Consider the following 18,730-nt stretch of genomic DNA (forward strand, 5'->3'; position numbering starts at 1 on the left):
TCTGACTTTTCCCTCTCTGGGGTGTTTTTAGCCAAACGAATTTCACGTTATTAGATGAGATAAATTCCGATTATCTTTTTCTTGGGCTTCCGTCTATTTTTGCTTTTCCCCCGCTATTTCCCTTCAGAGAATAACTGGTCAAGTTTGTCTTCGTAGTCGTGGTAATTCAGGTGCTGATACAACTCTTTACGTGTTTGCATCGAATCAACCAGTGCTTCCTGATTACCCACTTCTAGCAAATGTTTGTAGACCGTTTCAGCAGCTTTGTTCATGGCACGGAACGCACTTAATGGGTAAAGCACCATATCGACTTTCGCTTTTGCAAGCTCATCGCAGCCGTACAGTGGCGTTGCGCCGAACTCGGTAATGTTGGCCAGAATAGGAACGTGCTTTCCGGTCGCTTGCTCAAGCGCATTTGAGAACTGAAGGTACTGGTCCAGCTTGTTCATCGCTTCGGGGAAGATCATGTCTGCGCCAGCTTCCACACACGCAATCGCGCGCTCGATTGCGCTGTCCATGCCTTCAACAGCTAACGCGTCAGTACGAGCCATAATCACGAAACTTTCATCATTGCGTGCATCAACCGCGGCTTTTACACGATCAACCATCTCTTGCTGGCTGACTATTGCTTTGTTCGGACGATGACCACAACGTTTCTGTGCGACTTGGTCTTCCATGTGCACCGCTGCCGCGCCTGCTTTTTCCATCGCTTTGATCGTGCGAGCAATGTTAAATGCACCGCCAAAACCCGTGTCGATATCAACCAAAAGAGGCAAATCACATGCGTTAGTGATGCGGTCAACATCAACCAAAACGTCGTTTAATGTTGTGATACCGAGATCCGGCAATCCGTATGACGCATTTGCGATACCGCCACCAGACAAGTAAATCGCTTGGTGACCCAAGTTTTTTGCCATCATGGCGCAATACGGGTTTATAGTGCCGACAATTTGTAGTGGATTATTTTGTTCAATGGCGAGTCTGAATTTCGCTCCCGGTGTTAAGCTCATGACGAATTCCTTCTAGTCTTTGTCTAAACTTTCTGTATGTATAATTTGAGATTGGATGAGCTTTCGACTTCCTGATATGTGTCTTCTCATCAACATTTCTGCAAGCTCTTCATCGCGATTGCGAATGGCTTCCAAAATGAATTTGTGTTCGGTGAGCGCCTCATTCGGGCGAGATTGCGCACGTGGCGACTGGTAACGATACATCCGTAATAAGTGATAGAGTTCATCACACAGCAGAGATATTAACTTACTGTTTCTGCTCGCTTGGATGATGCGATAGTGAAAATCAAAGTCACCATGTTGATGGAAGTAAGACGCGCCTTCCATTTGGTCTATATGCTTGGAATGTGTCGACAATAGCATTTCCAAGCTTAAGAGCTCTTCTTGCGTAATGTGTCGCGCAGCTAACCTTGCTGCCATGCCTTCCAATGCTTCTCGAACGGCATAAAGTTCTATCAGCTTTTCCGGAGAAAAAGTGGTCACTCTGGCCCCAACATGAGGAATTCGCTCGATGAGCCCTAGCCCCTCTAAGCGCATCAATGCTTCACGCAAAGGCCCACGACTGACTTGATATTTCTTTGCTAGCTCAGGCTCTGATATCTTATGGCCAGGCTTCACATCGCCATTAACAATGACTTCAATCAGTGTTTCGGTCAGCGTTTCGGATTTGGTGTGTTCTTTCTCAGAACCCAGCACTTTACAACGAGCTTTCAACTCAGAGTTCATATTCAGATACTCTTGTTACCGACATCGAAATGTCTACAATTTCTTAACCTGAATATAAAGTAGTCGATCAAAGTGTCGACAATCAAGTAAATTGTCGACAATTTAGACTAAGGTCGTAATTTAAATGGGCCTAAAATGCCCATTAAGTGCCTTTTTTAGCAGAAATAAAGAATGGTGAGTTCATATTGTCGACAACTTATAAACCTTTAAGCTTATGATCTAAAAACTAAAAGCTCAGCTGTCGAACAATAATCGGATAAAAAACTATTCTTTAGGTACAAATTGATCAAAGACTTGTTGCGAAGTCATCTTTTGTGAAGCGGAATTGAGGTCATAATAAGCTGGCTTTTCATCGGTAAAAATCTCTAAAGTGAGTTTGAAATCTGGGTTATCGAACAAACCAGCGGAAAGAATGTACTCACCTGTCGGCAACAAATGGTAGAAAAGGTTTGTGCCACACTCACCGCAAAACCCCCTCACTCCCCAGTCTGACGACTGATAACGTTTAGGTTCGCCACCTTTAAACGTCACGTTAGGCCCACAATGCACCGCATGAAGTGCGCCACTCGACCATTTTCGACACATAGAGCAATGGCACAGGCTAACCTCATTTTTAACCTCAGCGATGACTTCAATTGCGCCGCACAAACACGTCCCTTTCATTCTCTTTTCCTCGTTCATTTCCGTCATTTTATTATGGCCTACCAAAGCGTAAAGCCGCGTGACCTAACACCAACTTCTCGCCGTGAACTTTATGAACAAAATAACCGAAATGCTCAATATTCTCTTTATATCTCTTTTACAGACAGATATTTAACACTTAATTAACCTTTACACCAAGTTCAGCTTTAACGCTTACAAGGCATGACAACTGAGCAAAAACAATAAGGCTCAACTAAATAGAGTCGCTAACATAAGGAACGTGAACATGTTAAAGGTACTCAAACCAACGCTCGCCGCTTCAATCATCGCAGCTTCATTTTCATTCAACGCTCTTGCTGCAGATATTGAAAAAATGCACTTTCTTATCCCTGGAGGTGCCGGTGGCGGTTGGGACATGACCGCCCGAGGTACTGGTGATGTATTAATAAAGTCGGACATCGTTGAAACCGTATCATTTCAAAACCTATCTGGTGGTGGCGGTGGCAAAGCAATCGCACATTTGATTGAAACGGCTGATCGTCAAGAAGATACACTCATGGTGAACTCAACACCGATCGTCGTTCGCTCGCTCAGTGGGATCTTCCCACAATCTTTCCGCGACTTGACTCCTGTTGCCGCAACGGTTGCCGATTATGGCGCCATTGTTACATCAGCCGATTCTCCTTATAGCTCTTGGGAAGATGTCGTTAAAGCTTTTAAAGAAAACCCACGTAAGGTGAAGGTTGCTGGTGGCTCTGCTCGTGGTTCTATGGATCATTTGGTTATAGCAGCAGCTTTCAAAGGTGAAGGTTTTGATGCGCGTAAAGTTCGTTACATTGCCTATGATGCAGGTGGAAAAGCCATGGCTGCCCTACTTTCAGGCGAAACACAACTGCTCTCTACAGGGTTAGGTGAAGTACTCGAAATGTCTAAGTCTGGGCAAGTGAAAGTGTTAGCGATTACAGCACCAAAACGTTTAGAAGCTGCGCCTAACATTCCAACTCTCACCGAATATGGTAATGAAACTGTCTTTGCTAACTGGCGTGGATTCTTTGCAGCACCAGGCACAAGCCAAGAAAAGCTAGATGAATGGAATGCCGCATTTACTAAAATGTATAACACCGACGAATGGCAAGTCGTTCGAGACCGCAATGGTTGGATCGACAACTATAAAGCGGATAAAGCATTCTTCGCGTTTCTTGAAGATCAAGAGCAACAGATGGGTGACTTAATGCGCGAGTTAGGCTTCCTGAAGTAACAATCGAATTGGGGTCCCTCAGATACCAACCTCAATGAATAACGTAGGTTGGTATTTCCCCATTGTATTTGTACTCTAAGTTTCACCGCATATGGACATTGTCGACAATCGACATGCACACTCCTTTGTTTATATACCCAAAGCGGCTCGACTAGCAGCGAAATGCTTAATTGTTAATGGTTTAGTTTATTCATTGACGTCCATATGCGGTCTTTTTTACTTTTGTTAGGAGTTGAATATGCCTCGTTCAACCAACTTTTTCACCAAAGAGTATTTGCTCTGTCGTGACCGCGTCGGCGCAATGATCTTTCTACTTTTCTGTCTTTGCTACGGTTATCAAACCTCACAAATTCCATTGTTTCCAGGTGATGAGTATGAACCATTCACCGCACGTACTCTGCCAACCATCCTGACTTACGTTGGTGTCGGCCTTTCTTTGCTATTGCTGGTGACAGGACAACCAGATAAACAAAGTGGCGCAGTGCTGACCTTCAATTGGAAGTTACTGATTGCCTTTTTAATTTTAATGGCGCTCTACGGCGTGGGCCTGACTTATCTAGGTTTTGTGATAGCTACTGGCTTCTTTTTATTGGCTGGCTTTTATCTGCTCGGGGAAAGACGTAAACCCGTTCTGTTTGGCGCGTCGTTTCCATTCGTGATCGCGTTCTACTTATTACTCACTCAAGGTTTGGACATCTATCTCGAACCGGGTTTGATTTTCACCATCTGGTAGTCAAAGAAAGGACTGAATTATGTTAGATGGAATTCTACAAGGTTTATCCACCGCAGTAATGCCAATGAACATTATGATGGTGATCGTTGGTTGCTTCGTCGGTACATTTATCGGCATGTTACCTGGACTTGGGCCGATCTCAGCCATTGCTTTGATGATCCCAATTACTTATGGCCTAGAGCCCTCCTCTGGCCTTATTTTAATGGCGGGTGTTTATTACGGTGCGGTATTTGGTGGTTCTACATCGTCGATTTTAATTAACGCGCCGGGTTGTTCTTCAACCGTGGTCACAGCATTCGACGGCTACCCAATGGCTCAAAAAGGCCAGGCAGGTAAAGCATTAGCTTTGGCAGCTTATTCGTCTTTCACTGGCGGTACGCTATCTGCCATTATGTTGCTTGTTGCCGCACCAGCATTGGCTAGCGTCTCCCTTAGCTTCCAATCGTCGGACTATTTTGCGTTGATGCTACTTGGGTTATCAGCAGTCGCGGCTTTTGCGGGGAAAGGTCAGGTAATCAAAGCGTGGATGATGACCATTCTTGGTTTGATGCTATCTACAGTTGGAATCGATAAAGGCGTAGGCGTTGAACGCTTTACCTTCGGTTTAACGGATTTAATGGATGGCTTTAGCTTCTTGTTGCTTGCAATGGCGACATTCGCACTGGGTGAGACACTGATGGGCATCCTTAAACCATCAAAAGACACCAGCGATGAAGAACAAGAAAAGCTGAGCAACATTGGCTCAATGAAAGTGACCAAGGAAGAAATCAAAGATGTTGCGCCTGTTTCAATTCGCTCTTCAATATTAGGTTTCTTCACTGGCGTTCTTCCTGGCGCAGGGGCAACCATTGCTGCTTTTTTAAGCTATGGTATGGAGCGCAACCTCGCACCTAAAGAGAAAAAGGATGAGTTCGGTAAAGGCAGTATCCGTGGCTTGGTTGCGCCAGAGTCTGCGAACAATGCAGCATCTAGTGGTTCATTTGTACCGCTATTAACGCTTGGTATTCCGGGTTCTGGTACAACAGCAATAATGCTCGGCGCTCTGATCGCTTATGGTATTCAACCTGGCCCTCGCCTGTTTGTTGAACACCCAGATGTGTTCTGGTCAGTGATCATTTCCATGTACTTCGGCAACATCGTACTTGTGATCCTGAACTTACCGTTGATTCCGTACATTTCAAAGCTTTTGGCGGTTCCAAGAACGGTGCTTCTACCGATGATTTTATTCTTCTCAATCACCGGGGTTTATTTGGTCTCCTTTAACACTATGGATGTGTTCGTGATGCTGATTGTTGCTATGGCTGCCATTGCACTTCGGCTCGCTAACTTCCCGCTCGCACCTTTATTGCTGGGCTTCATCCTTGGAGGATTAATGGAAGAGAACTTACGCCGCGCATTAATGATTTCAGATGGAGAACTGAGTTTCCTATGGGAGCGTCCTATTACCCTTACCTTTACTGTTTTAGCTGTATTGGTATTGGCAAGTCCACTAATCGTAAAGCTGATTCAAAAGTTTAAAGCACAGCCAGTCAGCGTTGAGCAGTAATCGCTGTCTCTTTCAACCTAGATAAAGCCATCCATCGTGATGGCTTTATCTTCCCCCTTCCAAATCGTTCGCTTGTTGTGCAGATGGTATTGACAAATCACTGTCGTTATATGAAGGTGATTGTATGAACACACACTTAGCGCAACTTAACCAACGAATTATCATCATTCCATAGGAATGGTGGGATTTTTTGATGCGCTCAGTATTTATCGAACCCACCCATAGCGGTGGGTTTTCTGTCTCTACCGTATGGGAAAAGCTCTCTTGGAGGCGGTCACAATGCAAAAAATAGCAGTTTTTGGTAAACCCGGCAGTGGAAAATCGACGGTAAGTAAAGTAATCGCGTCGGCTACCGGTCTTCCTCTTCATCAATTAGATTCAATAGTCTATAAACCAAACGGTGATCCCGTTGAGCGTAACGTTTTTGATGAAGCCCATAGCAATATACTAAGCTCAGATCGTTGGATTATAGATGGCCTTGGACCGATCAGCTCTTTCAACGCTCGTTTAGATGCAGCCGATACTCTCATTTATATTGATCTACCATACTCCGTAAGCTATTGGTTTGTGACGAAACGTCTCCTTAAAGGACTATTCATAAAACCTGAAGGTTGGCCTGATGGTAGTTCGGTACTGAAAGGAACGTTACAAAGCTACAAAGTTCTTCAGCAATGCCCCGCATTCTGGAATGATGACTTTATGTATCGTCTCGAAGGGTACTCTCAAAGTAAAGCCGTTCATGTCATCAAAAACGTTACAGAACTGAACAATTTTGTTTTAGAGCGGGTAAAGTAAACCTCATATCAGAACATTAGAGCATGTAGGTTAGATCATCTGAAGCTCTAACAATAAAAAAGAACATAACAAGGATTGTTTATGCTTTTAGAACTCTCACTTTTATTCATTGCTGGCGTAATTGGTGGGATCATTAACTCCATAGCGGGAGGCGGAAGCTTTATTACTTTTCCGGCTCTATTGGCAGTTGGTGTTCCTCCTATTATGGCTAACGCAACAAACACATATGCTTCATGTGCGGGTTACATTAGTGGAGCCGTCGGGTTCAGAGAAGAGATCATGAAGAACAAGCATGAACTGCTGTTCACAGTCTCATTCAGTTTAGTCGGCGGCGCTGTCGGAGCATATCTGTTGCTCAACACGCCAGAATCGCTATTTATGGAAGCTATCCCTTGGTTACTCTTATTTGCCACCGTGCTTTTTCTCACCGGTTCTCGTTTAACAATGCTAATCAAAACTGTCGCGAAAGAGCACAAACATGCTGGCATACTCGGAGCAATCGCGTTGGGTTTACTACTTGTTGGTGTCTCTGCTTACGGTGGTTTTTTCAACGCAGGTTTAGGGGTTATTGTTCTGAGCTATCTGGTAGTAGCTGGCCACCAAGACATTAATTTAATGAACGGTTTGAAATTGCTCGTATCTACGTGTGTTTCACTCATTGCTATCGTGATTTTTGTTGCCAATGGCTCCATTGACTGGCACACAGGTAGTGTTGTTTTGGTCGGTACGTTGGTAGGTGGGTATCTTGCAGCTCGTGTCTCTCGTCAACTGAATCCTAATCATGTTAAAGGGTTTGTTGCTCTTTCTTCTATTCTCATCACTATCTACTTTTTCATTGATGTTTATGTTTAAGCAAAACTTGTACAAGTGGATAACACTCCTACAAAAACACCAGCGCGAAAGATTAATGCAGATAGCTTAACGATTTTTTGTGTCACTCCAGCGAGGTTAGGAATCTAATAGCACTACACTGAGCGGCTAATGAAACCATTTTGATCACAAAGTGCTCGGATGGAAGATCCTGTATCACGCTCCTTCGTCGCTGTACAGGATGACGAGAGATAGAAATATGCCACTCGCAGTTAAACGAGTGGCATTGATCGAGAAAGATGGCGTTTTACATCAATAATAAGAGAAGGTAACGCTTACTTAATCAGCCCTACTTCTTTGTAGTATTTGAGCGCACCTAGGTGAAGAGGCGCAGATAAACCGTCTTTTACCATTTCCTCTTTCTTCAAGTTTGCAAACGCTGGGTGGAGACGGCGGAAATCATCGAAGTTTTCAAATACCGCTTTAACCACGTTATAAACCACATCTTCTGGTACCGCAGTAGAAGAAACAAACGTCGCGCCCACACCAAAGGTTTGAACATCACTATCTGTGCCACGATACATACCACCCGGGACATTTGCGACACGATAGAAGCTGTTGTCTGCAACCAGCTTTTCTACATTAGGTCCAGCTACCGTTACGATATTACTATCACACGACGTAGTGGCTTCTTTAATCGCTCCACTTGGGTGACCAACGGTATAAATCATCGCATCAATTTTGTTATCACAAAGTGCTTTTGATTGCTCTGCTGCTTTTAACTCAGAGACAAGCTTAAAGTCGTCGTTACTCCAACCATACTGGTTCATTAGCACTTCCATAGTACCTCGCTGACCAGAACCAGGATTACCAATGTTAACGCGCTTACCTTTCAAATCATCAAAAGTTTTGATGTTCGCGTCTTTACGTGCAACGACAGTAAACGGTTCTGGATGAACGGAGAATACGGCGCGTAGCTCTTTAAAAGGCCCGCTTTCTTCAAACTTACTGGTTCCTTTGTAAGCATGATACTGCCAGTCTGATTGCGCGATACCGAGGTCCAATTCACCAGCACGAATAGTGTTGATGTTATAAATCGATCCCCCAGTACTTTCTACCGAACAACGGATACCGTGATCTTCTCGCGATTTGTTAACCAAGCGACAAATAGCGCCACCAGTCGGATAATAAACCCCTGTTACGCCACCGGTACCAATCGTGACAAACGTTTCCTCCGCAGACGCAGAAAAGCCTGTTGTGAGTGCAGCCAAAGAAGCCGCAAGTGCGATTTGCTTAAACTTAAACATTGAACATCCCTTTTACCTGTGTTGATGACCGTTTAAGTATAGCAACCGTTAACAATTTGATAACGTTTGAGTTCTCATCCTTGGAGGTTGATTTATAGATATATACTTTTTTATCAACTTAACCTGCTGATAAATAGCGTTTATACTTTTATCCCATAAAAAAAGCGTTGTATAAACAACGCTTTGTAGTTAGTGAAACGGATGGTTACACCGTTGGGACTGACGCTCGCCACGCTTGGTTCTGGCTATCTGAGATAGATCGGAACAAGTCACGTAGCTCTTTCAATAAACCTTCTTGGAAACCAATGTTTTCATCGGCTTTCTGTTTGGCTGCTTGTGCGCGAGTCGCTTGTACTTCATCATCTTTGCTGCGCGCTTGCGCTTTGGTTTGCTCTACATTCGATGCTGAGTTTGCCATCTGGCCCAAAGCTTGAAGAATCGCATTCTTCGCTTGGTTTGAGCTCATCAACTTATCGAACTTACGGCCACCACTTGTCAGCTGCGCTGTCGTGTCTGCGATATTGTCTTTCGCTAGTGAGTGCGCACGCTTAACCTGATCTTGCTGCGTTTTAGACAAGCTATTGTTATTTAATAACTCTTCTGCTTGATCGAAGCCAGCTTTTTGCGTTTTCAGTACATTATTGCTCGCCATTTCATTCTTGATTTCTTTCCCTGCTTTGAAAGAACCAAGGGCACCAATAATTGCGGTAGCACCCGCTAATACACCCGAAACGACTGCCATCGCGATCATTGCGCTTGCCGAGTTGTTGAGTTCTGCCGCTTGGCTTTCTAAACTCGCGACGTTTGCTTCAACAGCAATTTCACGTTGTAGCACTTGCTGCTCACGGCTCAGCTTTGATACTTGATACAACAATGTTAATAGCGTCAACGATTGTGATACCGCATCTGATGGTGACTTGATCACCTCCTCACCGTTAAGCGCTTTCATCGTTGTGCTCATTAATGAGCTCACCGTCGGTGCAAGAGCGCTCATTAGGTTTGCAACAACTTGAGCTTGGTTACTCACTGTAGGAGCTTTAGGTGTCTCTAACTGGTAGCGTGCTGCACCAGAAACACCTGACTCACTTTGGCTTTTAACGGCGCCCGCTTCAAGCTTTGTTTCCGGCGCTTTTTCTGCTTTGTTGGTTTTTATGGTATCGCCTAAACCGTATAGTTCACCACGACCCGTTCCGCCTACTTTATCTAGCATAATAAACTCCTTATACCGTTGCAGGACGGCTTAACACCGTTTGCATAGTTTCACTTTTCGCTTGAATCATTTGCATGATGAGGCTCATCAGCTCTTGGAAGTCTTCCATCAACTTACCAATCTCTTCTTTGAGCTTATCAATGACAGCCTGGCTTAACGTCATTTTGGCTCGAAGGTCTGTGATATCAGCCTGAATCTCTGTCACGTGAGCATTGTTAGCAGCATGGACACTGTCCGTTGCGCCTTTACCCACATTGACGGCAAGATCGACGGTTTCTGCGCCATAACGAATCGCTTTCGCTGTTGTTGTCGCAGCTTTTGTGCCCATATCCGCCACTTTCGCCATGTTTGCAGCGGCTTTCGTAGCGATTTCCGTGACCTTTTGAGCTACCTTACCAGCACCTTTTGCTGCAAGTTTCGCGATACCGCCAGCTGCTGCACCACCAAACGTCACAACAGCTCCAATAACCGCGACGGCGATTTCTAATGCCATTACGACTTTGTTTAGCACATCGACATTTACGCCCGCTTCTTTTAGCGCATCTTGAACGGCTGGCTCTTGCAACGCCATGCTCACTGCTCCCATGACGCCACCAGCGATCATAAGTGCACCGGCTGCTGCACCAACACCCGTTGCCACCATTACGGCACCAACAACAATAGAAACCACCGCACTGATCCAACCAAAGATCTTCGCTGCTAAGCCTGATTTTTGGGCTTCTTTTGCAGCGGCTTCCGATTCTTTGATTTTGTCTTGGTTTTCCACCATCTCTTTTTCGTGCTTAGCTTTTGCGACCTTCACTTCCTGAATTTTCAGCTCGTTTTGAGCACTTTTCAGTTTATCCGTGATAGCAGCAAGCTCTACTTCAAAATCATCAGCAGATCCTGCGATGATTTTGACGGCAATCGAACCTGTTTGGTCTGCAACTGCATGGAGAGATTTTGCAATGGTATCGACGATCTTTTGCAGCTGTGCCATGGCTTTTAGCGTCAAATCATTCACTTTGTCACTAACAGCTGCGTTAGGTGCATCTAACTGAACTTTTACTTTTCCGGTGTTCAGTACATCTGCATCTTTACTCTTCACGTTTTCTACCGTCACAGAAGGCGTCGCTGTAGACGCCGTTTTCTGCACGTTATCTAACGTGGCTTGGCCAGATTCAGGGCTATAAACCTGTGTCTGGATGCGGTCAAGTGCAATAGAACTCATAGTCTAATTACTCCTTTTTATTTCTCACCGCTTCTAACATGATGCCTGCACGCTCATGCAAATCTGCATATTGTGATTTTCCGGCAGACATCTCCTTCGCGCTGTAAAACCCACTCTCTGCTTCTGTCAGTTGTTCCAGTTTCAGGTGACATTCAGCAGAGTGAAAAGGTGGGCGTGGATCATTTACGTCCACTAGCGCTGCGTAGCTGTAGGCGTCTATTGCCTGCAGATACTCACCCAACTCCTGACGAGCCGCGCCAAGGCCAATGAAAAATCGCGCCTGATAATGATCAAGCATGCTGAGTAATTGAAATACTTTCGCTGCTTGCTCAATCTTTCCCGATTGGAAAAAGTTGTAACCTACGGCATAAATGTGTTCGATGGTGTCCTGAGACACATCGTGCAACATTTTTAGCGTGCCTCCCTCTTCCAGAAAAGACAGCAGCTCTTCTGCTTGCATTTGGGATGGATCGGTCGCGTTTGTTTTAGTCATGGTTGGTTATCCTTAAATGGCTCGTAGGATTTCTTGTAAAATACTGTGGTACTTCTGAACAAACTTGTTCATCGCTTCAACGGTCGAGTTGTATTGAGAACTGGTGTCGTTCAGCTCAGTGGTTTTGATTTGCACTTCATCGTTAAGCAACTTGGATTTAGCACTGACAGAACTAGAAAAATTAGACAGTTTTTTCGACTTCTCTTCGTCTTGGTACGACGCACCATCACCGATAGTAATACCTTGTGTTTGAAGGAAGTCTCGATGGTTTGTTATCTTATTATCCGTCAAATACTTGTACTCAGGTGAAGCTTCAAAATCCGTTTGATTGCTGTAGTTAAAGTCACTCGCTTTGAAGTTACTTTCTGGATATCCCGGTTTATAAACCCCATCAACACTTTGCGTAGAGTGAATTTTTGATTGCACAACACCAAAAACTTTAAGCTGTATTGTGAGATCCTCTAATGCCTCTTTCTGGTCATTACGTTTCTCTAAACGGTTAACACGACGCTCATTTAGTGCAAGCAGCACTTGCTCATCAAAACGGTCTCCAATGCTGGACTCAACAACGGCCAACAAATCACGAGCCGTTAGAGAGTGCTCTGCTCTCACCTCGCGATCCGCTTTCTCTTTATCGGTGATATTGAGTAGACGCTCTTTCAATGCCCCTAAGTTCTTGCGCAATGCCTCGTATCGCTCAGTAAATGAAGCCCCGGTAGATTCACCTTTTACTATTTTTTCAAACTGTAATCGGATATCTCGTTCGGTGTTTTCTTTGATCAAATTAACTTGAGCTGCCGTTATCTGTGTCTTTTGGACATCGGCTATCGCGCTGTCCTGGTAAAAGTCGTCGATTTCTATATTTGTTAAACTCACCGCGAAGTTGGCGAACAAGCTAGAAAGGGTCAAAGGCTCAGTTCCACCAATAACAGTGTTAAGTGCTGCTTTTAGATTGTTCGTTCCACTCGCCTCACCATAAGCTGCGCTATATTGGCCTTTCACTTGAGCGGCCATTTCATCTAACGCTTCTTTAAGCTGCTGTTTAGAAATACCAGGAGTCCAGGTAATTCTGCTAGCTAGCGCACTTGCGTCATCGGTGCTTAAAGTAATACCAATGCCTTGAAAACTACTTTTTAATTGAGCTGAGACTTGAAGGGCGAAACTCTCTTTAGTCAACAGAAAGTCCGAGCTCTTCAGTTGCGCGAGATTAACGGAACCTAAGCTACTAAAGGCATTGCGAAGAAAAGAAATAGAAGCATCTCTCACTTCACGGGAGCCCATTTGATTAGCAAGCTCTGCAACAAAAAGAGAAATTTCTTTGGTGGCATTAGCCAGACCTGTCTCGGAGAGGTTGGCGATCTGCTCCGCTTGGTTACCCTGAGTGCCCAGATTAAATTGACTAACAAACTCAGTAGATAACGAGCTATCTACGTTTTCCGTCAGTAACTTACTAAACCAAGCCTGAAACTGATTTGATAGCGTTTGGTTTGTTTGAGCATTAAACTCGGCTGCGGTTAATTCGCCATCTGAGTTAGCACTTTGTAGCGACTTTATCCAAACAGATGCGGTGTCGGTCAATGATATATCAGCAAACGCGTTATTTTTCGCTTTTAGGTTTTCAAGTGTATCAACATAAAGCGCGATGCTTTGTGATTCCGTTTGTCCCGAGATAGTTGGCAATGAAGAGATTAGAGAGGCAAGTTGCTGAGTCTCTGCTTCACCCAGTACAGGGGTAAATGCCTCTATCAAGTTTTGTTGGAAAGTGGGTAATGGTGCACTACTCGCAGCTGTGTCTGTTGCTCCTGTCGTAGAGCCAGTCGTTTTCATATTCGTCATTTCCAAACCTCTAAATCATCATGCCGCGCATCACTGTGGGACGCTTTCTGCGTTTACCTGACGTACCTTGTAGCTGATTTTGTTGTTGCCGGCGGCGCTGGACTTCGTCTATTAGCTCTTGCTCTGCACGTTTCATGGTATTTACTGGCGCTTTTATACCGCCAAGTAAAACATCACCCGCAACAGGACCAACACCTAAGCCTTCCAATAGCTCGTTAAAAATATCGGTTCTGTCTTCAGCTTTTCTAATGGCAAGCTCAGCGTTCTCAATCGCATCGGTAAACGGTTGCTTCATCTTGATTCCTATCTTAAAGCGGGTCATCTCATCGGTGCTGTCAGTAACAGTCGTGAGTTTTTACTTTTTCAACTTTTTCAACTTTTTCAAAGGTCTATAATCTGCTAGGCGTAAACAGTACCAGTCGTCTAGCTCATCATGGCTTGCACCGCATGCTTTTAGATAGAACTGTGCCAATCGCTGGCTGCTCATGTTGCTACCACGTAACACATCGACGTTGCCGCGAATGACCCAATCGGAGGGATAAAGTTGAATGGCATGTTCAGCCAAGAGAAATAATCCGGCAAAGGGGTTACTCAACCCCAATTTTGGACGAACGCGTTTCAGAAGAACGATGATGATTTCACCGTCCTCCACCCGAAAAACGAGCTCTAAGCCCTCAACTTCAATTCGATAACCAAGTTGAATTTCACTTTGTTGCCAAAAGTATGGCGTCACTTCGAGCCCCGCTTGCGCCAGCGAGAGTATTAGTTTTGTTTTCATTACATCCCCACCCTTCCAAGTGGCTGAATATTGATTTGCTGGGTTAGTTCTTGAAATGACAAAACGGGCAGATCGTAGTATTCCGATTCAATAAGCTTTCGCACATATCGGCGTACATCCATAGACACAACTAGCACAGGTTTATTCGGCATGCGGCTTAAGTCACCAATGGTCTGTTTCACATCACTGACAAATTGTTGCGTTACTGACGGGTCTAACGCCAAGTAACTCCCTGCTGAGGTTTGACGAATACCGCTGCGTATTGTGTCTTCGAGATTTTGATCCAATAAGTAAGCGGGCAACATGTTTTGTCCGCTCGCGTATTTGTAGCAAATGTAACGTTTTAAGCTGGAACGAATGTACTCCGTCAGCTGTACAACATCTTTCTCTTTTTGGCCCCACTCAACCATCGCTTCCAAGATCACGCGAAGGTTTCGGATAGAAATGTCTTCAGAAACCAAGCGTTGCAAGATTTCCGTCATTTTTTGCAACGGAACAATACGCTGGGCCTCTTTGACTAGCTCCGAATAACTGCCTTCCATCTGCTCCAACAGATAACGCGTCTCCTGAATACCAATAAAGTCTTGTGCGTACTCCTTGAGAACATGAGACAAGTGGTACGTTAAAATTCTGTCGGGTGTGAGAAAACCGACATGACTGGCTACGAGTTTTTGCTCATAACTCTGTGCCACCCAAATGCTAGAAATACCAGGTAGAAAATCTTCATCTTGCTCATAAGGCACGCCTAATAAATCGATCTGTTCATTCCCTTCTGTCACCAAGAGTTGATCTTTAACAATTCGTCCTCGTGCAACCGGGACTTCTTGTAACTGAATTAAGTACTCGCCATTTTGCATCCCCTCGTTAAAGCGCAGGTGGATGCCTGGGAAAGGCACGCCTAGGTCGAGATATAGTGCGCGCCTCACCCTTGCTAGCTCTTCATTTAATGCGACTGCTTCCAAGCTTTCCTGAAGGCTCGCGTCAAGATCAATCAACAGCGGGACCGTCATGGCGAACTCTTCTTGCTCACCTAACTTACCTTTGCTGTTTCTAGAAGGCGTGGGTTTGCTTGGCTTCGCTGCTGGCGAACCGGCCCCTTGCGAAACAAAGCTTGATAAGTCGGTGCTATCTGATTCCGCTTGTTTTTTCTGTTGATAGAAAAGGAAGAAACCACCACCACCAACCACGGCGGCCAAGACCAGAAAAGTGATTTTTGGAAACCCAGGGATGAGTGCGAACAGCACCAAAAGCACACCACCAATAAGAAGCGCACGTGGCTGAGCAATCACCTGCCCACCAATATCCGATCCAAGATCAGAAGAGTCTTCATGAGAAACACGCGTCACGATAATACCGGCGGTAATCGCGATAAAGAGTGCCGGGATCTGCGATACCAAACCATCGCCAACGGTCAAAATCGCAAACAACTCAAGTGCTTCAGAAGCACTCATGCCTTTTTGCGTTACCCCGATCGTGACGCCACCTAAGATGTTGACCACAATGATGACCAGACCCGCAATGGAGTCGCCTTTAACGAACTTCATCGCGCCATCCATCGAGCCATACATTTGGCTTTCTTTTTCAATCAGTGATCGTCGGTGCCTAGCTTCGTGTACGTCAATTACTCCGGCACGCATGTCACCGTCAATACTCATCTGCTTACCAGGCATCGCATCGAGTGAGAAGCGCGCACTAACTTCTGCTACCCTTTCTGAGCCTTTGGTGATCACCATAAACTGAACAATGGTAATGATCAGGAACACAACGATACCGACCACTAAGTTACCGCCCACAACGAAGTTACCGAATGTATAAACGATTTGACCAGCATCGCCTTGTAGCAAGATCAAACGGGTTGTCGTGATAGATAAAGACAGACGAAACAATGTCGTGATCAATAGCACCGCAGGAAATGCAGAGAACTCAAGTGGCGTGGTGATGTAAATCGCTAACATAAGCAGCACCACTGCAATGCTCATGTTGGTGCCAATCAGTACATCCACCAGTGCGGTAGGAAGTGGCAATATCATCATAAAGACGATCGCGAGTAACATCACCGCAAGCATGATGTCTTTGCGTTGCCCTACTTTGTTTAGAATATCGATCAACCTATTCATGTGATTCACTATTTAAAGATTGCAGATAGCGTCGGTGCGCTTGGCGTGCTCCATCGACGTCATTTTGTTTCCAACGCGCTTGGCTTAAACAAAACCAGAGTCCTGCCGAGTCAGGATGAAAGTCGGATTTTAATAGGTGCTCACACACCTCAATCGCCCGGGTATATCGACCACTTTGTAAACACGCCACAGCAAGTGTTTGCATCGCCTCTTTGTGCTGCGGTTCTATTTCTAGAACCGCATCGAGAATAGAAATGGCATGCTCTGGCTTTTGGTATTGAACTTGTAGCGCAGCGTGAACAAGTAAGAGTTCAATGTCTTTGGATCTCAACATGTTGGTTAGACCTGGATAAGGAGATTGAGCGCCATAGTGAGGTAACGCTGATCAAGTTGTGTACTTTGTAGCGTTTCAGATGCTTTGATAAAAGAAGCGGAGCCTGAATCCTGTGCAAGAACTTGCAGCTGAGCTAACGTTTCATCAAATTGTTGACGGTATTTTTCTGGACGCAACAACTCTGAGTGCAGCAGCTTGGGCTTAGTTAACGCGATGAGATATTGGTCTGAAGGCCGGAGGTCATAGAGCTTCTCTAAATGCGTAGCGACCGCCTGTCCATCCGGAAGTAATTGAAACCGTTCAGGGAAATCGGCCTTAACCTCACTATGAGTAACATGCGTGAAGGCTTCTATGCCTACGTTTAAAGTGCTAACTCGAGTCATGAGCCTGCCACATCGTTATGTAGACGAGCCAAAAGCGTAAACGCTTGCTCTAAGGTCGGAAGTGTTACTTCTTCTCCTTTTAGCCTTGCTGAAAAAACCAGAGTTTGCTCATCTAACAAGCCGGTTTTAATTTCGAAAGGCCAGCCTTGATCGGCATGACACAAACACAGTGCACTTTGAATCATGTCACTGGTTTGATGCCAAGATAACGCTCGAGACAACATCAAGAATAACTGCTCACCCTGTCGCTCAATATGCAGCGTACCACTTTGCTCAAAATCCAGCTGCACCCGTCCAGCTGATGAGAAATCGACGGCATCGAGCCCCATTCCTCGGCAAAATTCATCGACGGATGCATCAATCCAACTCATCTTCCCACGCTTCCTCTTCTTCTATATCAATGGCTTCGTCTAGCGCCTTTTGTACCGCTTGGATTAAATTCTGTCGTTGTTCTTCATCGGCGAATACGTCAATTGGGATTGCGCGAACTAACTTATGGAACTCTCGAAAAAAATCGATTTTTTGTTCTACCGCCGTCAATTCCATTGCGTTGGCGACTTTCCATATCTCATCACTGCTTACCCATCGCTGCTCTACCAACGCAATCACATCAGCCATCAAATTAGAAACTTGATAAGCCATAATTCGTCCTTTCCGGTTTAAACATTTGGAACAGCTGATTCACACGATCTTGCAACGTATTTAGAGTTTTGAGTTTTTGCATATCGGACATCAACCACTGCAACTTAACCGAATCGATACTGCTACCTTGAACACTAAGATCTGCACTCATGCCTTGCAGCATAAAGTCAACAGCAGTCGATACCTCCTGCTCACCAAAGCGCGCCACTACATCTTGATAAGCCGCGCCGAGCCCTTGATAACTATGAACGGTATCGCGGTAGAAGCCGCGCAGCTGATGCAAAGAGCTAAACTCTTGCTCTTGGCTGTATTCATCAGCAAAATTTGAGACGCGGATTTCCGTATCGATTTGAGACCATGTATCTGGGTTTTGCTCGATTCTTAGAAGTGCTTGGTCAATCAGCGCTAGTAGGTGTTTACTTTCTGGACTCGCACTCAAAAACTTTTTAACGGCTTTTAGCGCGAGGTATTGATGGCTTTTCTCCTCGGAAAACCCATTCAAGTAGGCTTGTAATTGCGCGATGGTCGAGATATTTCCTCCCGCCATTTTTGTAGCCAAATCTTTGATCTTTTGATTCTTTTCAAGATCAGGGACTTTTCTTAAATAGTCCGAAACGAGTTCATGTGCTTCATTAACTCGAACACCACTGTCTTTCACTTTGCGCTTGGTCAGATCTTTCTCTGCTTTTTCGGAACCGAGTGAAGTGAGTTCTTCCATCGCATCAAAAAGTGATTGTGTAGCATTGTGAACACGGACGGTTTCACCGCGATAATTGCCTTTTTGTGAAACGTCGGGACGAGACGATTCCAACCCGTTTTGGATAGACGCATCAAACTTTGGATTTGTTGCGATATGATTGTTGATAATACTCATTCACTTGCACTCCTTCCGCACAATAC

The 18,730-nt window shown here is 45.0% G+C and carries 21 protein-coding genes; 5 read left to right on the top strand and 16 right to left on the bottom strand.

What is annotated here, in order from left to right; translation table 11 throughout:
• Nucleotides 1-113 precede the first annotated feature (113 nt).
• The 3 genes from prpB to R8N47_RS08275 all read right to left on the bottom strand — a co-directional run bounded on the left by prpB (nucleotide 114) and on the right by R8N47_RS08275 (nucleotide 2,399).
• The gene (prpB, locus tag R8N47_RS08265; protein WP_005388185.1) at nucleotides 114-1,010 is read right to left on the bottom strand and encodes a methylisocitrate lyase; all 897 of its coding nucleotides are present in this window, start codon (nucleotides 1,008-1,010) and stop codon (nucleotides 114-116) included.
• Between the two features lie 12 nt (nucleotides 1,011-1,022).
• Nucleotides 1,023-1,736 carry a GntR family transcriptional regulator gene (locus R8N47_RS08270; protein ID WP_042523755.1) on the bottom strand — a complete coding sequence of 238 codons (714 nt, stop codon included), beginning with the start codon at nucleotides 1,734-1,736 and terminating at the stop codon, nucleotides 1,023-1,025.
• Nucleotides 1,737-2,000: 264 nt separating this feature from the next.
• Nucleotides 2,001-2,399, bottom strand: a complete 399-nt coding sequence (locus R8N47_RS08275) for a GFA family protein (RefSeq protein ID WP_017633774.1) — start codon at nucleotides 2,397-2,399, stop codon at nucleotides 2,001-2,003.
• 265 nt (nucleotides 2,400-2,664) lie between these two features.
• Between R8N47_RS08275 and R8N47_RS08280 the strand changes: the two genes are divergently transcribed.
• The 5 genes from R8N47_RS08280 (at nucleotide 2,665) to R8N47_RS08300 (ending at nucleotide 7,562) form a co-directional block, all read left to right on the top strand.
• Entirely contained in the window at nucleotides 2,665-3,636 is a 972-nt protein-coding gene (locus tag R8N47_RS08280; RefSeq protein WP_005388181.1) for a tripartite tricarboxylate transporter substrate binding protein, read from the top strand.
• Between the two features lie 238 nt (nucleotides 3,637-3,874).
• Entirely contained in the window at nucleotides 3,875-4,369 is a 495-nt protein-coding gene (locus R8N47_RS08285; RefSeq protein WP_005388179.1) for a tripartite tricarboxylate transporter TctB family protein, read from the top strand.
• 19 nt (nucleotides 4,370-4,388) lie between these two features.
• Complete coding sequence (locus tag R8N47_RS08290; protein WP_005388177.1) at nucleotides 4,389-5,915, top strand: tripartite tricarboxylate transporter permease; 1,527 nt, start codon at nucleotides 4,389-4,391, stop codon at nucleotides 5,913-5,915.
• Nucleotides 5,916-6,194: 279 nt separating this feature from the next.
• Nucleotides 6,195-6,710, top strand: a complete 516-nt coding sequence (locus R8N47_RS08295; protein ID WP_064353969.1) for a hypothetical protein — start codon at nucleotides 6,195-6,197, stop codon at nucleotides 6,708-6,710.
• Between the two features lie 81 nt (nucleotides 6,711-6,791).
• On the top strand, nucleotides 6,792-7,562 hold the full coding sequence (locus R8N47_RS08300; protein WP_047102688.1) for a sulfite exporter TauE/SafE family protein: 771 nt from the start codon (nucleotides 6,792-6,794) through the stop codon (nucleotides 7,560-7,562).
• 293 nt (nucleotides 7,563-7,855) lie between these two features.
• On the opposite strand, the gene R8N47_RS08305 is transcribed toward R8N47_RS08300, so the two are convergent.
• The 13 genes from R8N47_RS08305 to sctW form a co-directional block, all read right to left on the bottom strand.
• Nucleotides 7,856-8,827: a TAXI family TRAP transporter solute-binding subunit gene (locus R8N47_RS08305; protein ID WP_064353970.1), complete on the bottom strand. Its 972-nt coding sequence runs from the start codon at nucleotides 8,825-8,827 to the stop codon at nucleotides 7,856-7,858.
• A gap of 205 nt (nucleotides 8,828-9,032) precedes the next feature.
• The gene (gene vopD, locus R8N47_RS08310) at nucleotides 9,033-10,037 is read right to left on the bottom strand and encodes a type III secretion system translocon subunit VopD (protein WP_005377262.1); all 1,005 of its coding nucleotides are present in this window, start codon (nucleotides 10,035-10,037) and stop codon (nucleotides 9,033-9,035) included.
• Nucleotides 10,038-10,047: 10 nt separating this feature from the next.
• A complete protein-coding gene (gene vopB / locus R8N47_RS08315) occupies nucleotides 10,048-11,247 on the bottom strand; it encodes a type III secretion system translocon subunit VopB (RefSeq protein WP_005377260.1) in 1,200 nt (399 codons plus the stop codon).
• Between the two features lie 7 nt (nucleotides 11,248-11,254).
• Nucleotides 11,255-11,740 carry a SycD/LcrH family type III secretion system chaperone VcrH gene (vcrH, locus tag R8N47_RS08320; RefSeq protein WP_005377258.1) on the bottom strand — a complete coding sequence of 162 codons (486 nt, stop codon included), beginning with the start codon at nucleotides 11,738-11,740 and terminating at the stop codon, nucleotides 11,255-11,257.
• 12 nt (nucleotides 11,741-11,752) lie between these two features.
• Complete coding sequence (locus tag R8N47_RS08325; protein WP_064353972.1) at nucleotides 11,753-13,576, bottom strand: virulence-associated V antigen; 1,824 nt, start codon at nucleotides 13,574-13,576, stop codon at nucleotides 11,753-11,755.
• Nucleotides 13,577-13,586: 10 nt separating this feature from the next.
• Entirely contained in the window at nucleotides 13,587-13,871 is a 285-nt protein-coding gene (locus R8N47_RS08330; protein ID WP_054867031.1) for an LcrG family type III secretion system chaperone, read from the bottom strand.
• A 60-nt stretch (nucleotides 13,872-13,931) separates the two neighbouring features.
• Nucleotides 13,932-14,354 (bottom strand): LcrR family type III secretion system chaperone, encoded by a 423-nt coding sequence (locus R8N47_RS08335; protein ID WP_213913896.1) that lies wholly within the window; start codon nucleotides 14,352-14,354, stop codon nucleotides 13,932-13,934.
• Complete coding sequence (gene vcrD, locus R8N47_RS08340; protein ID WP_141135629.1) at nucleotides 14,354-16,480, bottom strand: SctV family type III secretion system export apparatus subunit VcrD; 2,127 nt, start codon at nucleotides 16,478-16,480, stop codon at nucleotides 14,354-14,356. Before vcrD ends, R8N47_RS08335 begins: the two co-directional genes overlap by 1 nt.
• The gene (gene vscY, locus R8N47_RS08345) at nucleotides 16,464-16,805 is read right to left on the bottom strand and encodes a type III secretion system chaperone VscY (RefSeq protein ID WP_064353977.1); all 342 of its coding nucleotides are present in this window, start codon (nucleotides 16,803-16,805) and stop codon (nucleotides 16,464-16,466) included. Before vscY ends, vcrD begins: the two co-directional genes overlap by 17 nt.
• Before the next feature lie 5 nt (nucleotides 16,806-16,810).
• The gene (gene vscX, locus R8N47_RS08350; protein WP_005377246.1) at nucleotides 16,811-17,188 is read right to left on the bottom strand and encodes a type III secretion system protein VscX; all 378 of its coding nucleotides are present in this window, start codon (nucleotides 17,186-17,188) and stop codon (nucleotides 16,811-16,813) included.
• Nucleotides 17,185-17,559, bottom strand: a complete 375-nt coding sequence (gene sycN, locus R8N47_RS08355) for a type III secretion chaperone SycN (protein ID WP_005388159.1) — start codon at nucleotides 17,557-17,559, stop codon at nucleotides 17,185-17,187. The genes vscX and sycN overlap by 4 nt, the downstream gene beginning before the upstream one ends.
• Complete coding sequence (locus tag R8N47_RS08360) at nucleotides 17,546-17,830, bottom strand: TyeA family type III secretion system gatekeeper subunit (RefSeq protein WP_005377239.1); 285 nt, start codon at nucleotides 17,828-17,830, stop codon at nucleotides 17,546-17,548. The genes sycN and R8N47_RS08360 overlap by 14 nt, the downstream gene beginning before the upstream one ends.
• On the bottom strand, nucleotides 17,811-18,704 hold the full coding sequence (gene sctW / locus R8N47_RS08365; protein ID WP_005388156.1) for a type III secretion system gatekeeper subunit SctW: 894 nt from the start codon (nucleotides 18,702-18,704) through the stop codon (nucleotides 17,811-17,813). Before sctW ends, R8N47_RS08360 begins: the two co-directional genes overlap by 20 nt.
• Nucleotides 18,705-18,730 lie beyond the last annotated feature (26 nt).

It is taken from the genome of Vibrio sp. 2132-1 (genome assembly GCF_033344315.1).